The sequence below is a fragment of the Rhizobium sp. CF122 genome (assembly GCF_000282035.1).
Taxonomy (GTDB): domain Bacteria; phylum Pseudomonadota; class Alphaproteobacteria; order Rhizobiales; family Rhizobiaceae; genus Rhizobium.
Window position 1 is genome coordinate 1 of record NZ_AKKA01000104.1, and the last position, 3737, is coordinate 3737.

At 68.3% G+C, this 3737-nt stretch carries 2 protein-coding genes; both read left to right on the forward strand.

The features are described from left to right. The first annotated feature begins 106 nt into the window (after positions 1-106). Positions 107-1852: a type I secretion system permease/ATPase gene (locus PMI09_RS25690; RefSeq protein ID WP_007801320.1), complete on the forward strand. Its 1746-nt coding sequence runs from the start codon at positions 107-109 to the stop codon at positions 1850-1852. Positions 1853-1891: 39 nt separating this feature from the next. Continuing rightward, positions 1892-3737, forward strand: a 1846-nt coding sequence (locus PMI09_RS29810) for a cadherin-like domain-containing protein (protein ID WP_007801322.1), incomplete at its 3' end; no start/stop codon positions are given.

The following is a 3737-nucleotide window of genomic DNA, read 5'->3' on the forward strand; positions in this document are numbered from 1 at the left end:
CGCCTCCCCGACCGGGTGATCCCGGGCGGGGACTTATCTGTTCAATGCGCCGGGTCCAGGCGACGGGTGATGTCCTGGGTTCGATGCGCCGATGTGGGGACGTGCGATGACAAAGAAGAAGAGCGAGCCGCAGTACAAGATCACGGGATTGCGCGGCATCCTTGTCTATCTGTTCGGGCTGTCGGGGATCATCAACATCCTGGCGCTGACGGGCGCCTTCTACATGCTGCAGATCTACGACCGGGCGCTGACCAGCGGCTCGATCTCGACGCTGGTGGCGCTGTCGATCCTGGCGATCAGCCTCTATTTGTTCCAGGGGATGTTCGACATCATCCGCTCGCAGATCCTGATCCGGCTCGGCGCGCGGCTGGATGCGGAGTTGGCGCCGATCGCCCACAAGGTGGTGATCGAGATGCCGCGCTACGGCTACTCGACCTCGGAGGCGATGGAGCGCGGCCGCGACGTCGACACGCTGCGCGGCTTCCTGTCGAGCCAGGGTCCGGTGGCGCTGTTCGACCTGCCATGGATGCCGATCTACCTCGTCTTCGTCTGGTTGCTGCATCCGATGCTGGGGCTTTTGACGGTCGGGGGCGCGGTGGTGCTGACGCTGCTGACTGTTATCGCCGAGGTGCTGACCAGGCGCCATTCGCAGTCGATGATCAAGGCCTCGGTGGCACGCAATTCGGTGGCCGATTCGAATGCCCGCAACAGCGACATCATGCATGCGATGGGGATCACCGGGCGGGCCGTCGATCGCTTCGAGAAGGCCAACCGTCGCCACCTCGACTGTCAGACGAAGACGTCTGATGTCGGCGGCACGCTGTCGGGCCTGTCGAAGGTGCTGCGCATGATGCTGCAGTCGGCGATCCTCGGGCTGGGGGCGTATCTGGCGATCCGCGGCGAGCTGTCGTCGGGCTCGATCATCGCCTCGTCGATCGTCACGGCGCGCGCGCTGGCGCCGGTCGATCTGGCGATCGCCCAGTGGAAGGGCGTGGTCGGCGCCAGGCGCAGCCATCAGCGGCTGAACGAGACGCTGGCGGTGCTGAACGACAAGAGCGACTATGTCGAGCTGCCGGCGCCGCATGAGAGCCTGACGGTCGACAACATCACGACGGTGGCGCCGACGACCGGGGCGGTGCTCTTGAGCGAAGTGAGCTTCACGCTGAAGGCCGGCCAGGCGCTCGGGCTGATCGGCCCGTCGGGGGGTGGCAAGACGACGCTGGCGCGCTCGATCCTCGGCATCTGGCCGGTGCTGCGCGGCTCGGTCAGGGTCGACGGCGCCGACCTCAGCCAGTGGAACGAGGCCTTCTTCGGCGAGCATGTCGGCTATCTGCCGCAGGACGTGGCGCTGATGGAGGGGACGATCGCCGAGAACATCTCGCGCTTTGCCGAGGTGCCGGATGCGCGCAAGATCATCCGTGCCGCCAAGGCCGCCGACATCCACGAGCTGATCGTGCACCTGCGCGACGGCTACCAGACCGAGCTCGGGCCGCATGGCACGGCGCTGTCGGCCGGCCAGCGCCAGCGCATCGGGCTGGCGCGGGCGCTTTATGGCGATCCCTTCCTGGTGGTGCTCGACGAGCCGAACTCCAACCTCGACGCCGAGGGCGAGGAGGCGCTGACCAAGGCGATCGCCAAGGTGCGCGAGCGCGGCGGCATCGTCGTCATCGTCGCCCATCGCCCGAGCGCGCTATCGGCCGTCGACATGGTCGGGCTGGTGCAGAACGGCCGGCTTTCCGCCTTCGGGCCGAAGGACGAGATCATCCAGCCCACCACCAAGGTGCGCCCGCTGGTCGTCGGCAAGACGCCGCCGGCTGCCGGTCGCGACCGGATTGCGAACGCCGCCGAATAGCGGCCCGGCAAGGGACAAGAGCAAGGATAGGAGAGCGTCATGGAGGAAAGACTGATCCTCGGACTGCCGGACGACGGCCAGGCGGCCGTTGCGCCGGCCAACCGGTTCCGGCTTGCCGCCGACAAGGGCGTCGACCGTCGGCTCTACTCGCTGCCTTTGCTGTTCGGGGTGCTCGGCGCCGTGCTCGGCAGCGGCAAGGACAAGCCCGAGCCGCCGCACGACCAGAAGGCTGCCGGCCCGGAGCCGTCCGAGCCGGCGCCCGGTCCCGTCGCCACCAATCTGGCGGCGATCGATGATGTCGCCGCCTTCCTGCGCGACATGACCGACGAGCTGATGGCCAGCACCTCCGGTGTGGTGCGCAAGCGCCATGTCGCCTCGGTGCGGCTGAGCTTCGAGGACCTGCCGCTGCCGCGCAATCCCAACCTTGCCGACACGGTGATGCGGGCCTTCAACGCCAACGACAATGAAGGCCGCATCGGTATCGATGGCGAGAGCTTCCACTTTCCGGAGACGGGCCGGGCGCGCGATGGCGGCGGCGGTGGCCGCGGGCATGATCGTGGTGGCGGGGACGGCGGTCGCTTTGACGGTCGCGGTGGTGGTCATGATGGGACGCCGGGCGGTCATGGTGGCGGTGGCGGTGACGACGACGATGACGAGACGCGCGCTAACCGGCTGCCGGTGTCGCTCGGCCGCAACGTGCTGGCCAACGGCATGGTCAACCTGTCGATGCTGATCTTCCTCGACGATCTGCTGGCTAAGACCTACGATCCGGACGGCGATCCGCTCAGCGTGCGCAACCTGACGGCCTCGAGCGGGGCGATCACCGCCTATGGCGACGGCGTCTGGCTCTATACGCCGACCCGCGGCGTCAGCGGCCCGGTGACCTTCAGCTACCAGGTGAGCGACGGCAAGGGCAGCATCGTCACGCAGTCGAGCCTGTCGCTCCTGAAGGCGCCGCCGCACGAGATTGCCGGTACGGACGGCGACGACCGGATGCTCGGCACGCCCGACGACGACATCGTCTCGGGCAAGGCCGGCGACGACTTCGTCTATGCCCGCGAGGGCCGCGACGTGGTGTTTGCCGGCGCCGGCAACGACACCGTCTTCGGCGGTGCCGGCAACGACCTGATCCATGGCGAGGCGGGCGACGACCGGTTGTTCGGCGGCACCGGCAACGACGTGCTGTTCGGCGGCGAGGGCAATGACGATCTCTTCGGCGAGGAGGGCAATGACAGCCTGATCGGCGAGGCCGGCAACGACCGTTTGTTCGGCGGTGCCGGCAACGATCACCTGATGGGGGATGACGGCGACGATGAGCTTGCCGGCGAGGCTGGCGACGACCTGCTGGAAGGCGGCGACGGCCATGATGCGTTGACGGGCGGCCTTGGCAAGGACGTGGCGCTCGGCGGGGCCGGTAACGACACCTTCCGGGTCGGGCTCATCAGCGAGGACCTGCGCCAGGAGCCGGTGGCCGGCACGCCGGCGGCTACCGCGGCCCCCGTCTCCGACGGCAACGACACCTATGTCGGCGGCGAGGGCAGCGACACCTATGACGCCGGCGGGGCGACGTCTGCCGTCAGCGTCGATCTTTTGGCCGGCACCGCCACCGGCACCGACATCGGCACTGACAGCCTTGCCGAGATCGAGAACGTCACCGGTAGCGCCCATGACGATACGCTGTGCGGCGACGGTTATGACAACCGCCTGGAAGGCGCGGTCGGCAACGACCAGCTGACCGGTGGCGCGGGCGACGACGCGGTCTTGGGCGGGGCCGGCGACGATGTCGTCATCGTGCTGGCCGCCCCTGCCGCCGACAGCAATAACAACGACGACAGCAGCAGCGGCCAGGACAGCAGCGGCCAGGACGGCAGCGGCAGCAGCGGCG

Coding starts and splice junctions, on each gene's coding strand:
- PMI09_RS25690 (WP_007801320.1), top strand. CDS start 107: ATGACAAAGAAGAAGAGCGAGCCGCAGTACAAGATCACGGGATTGCGC.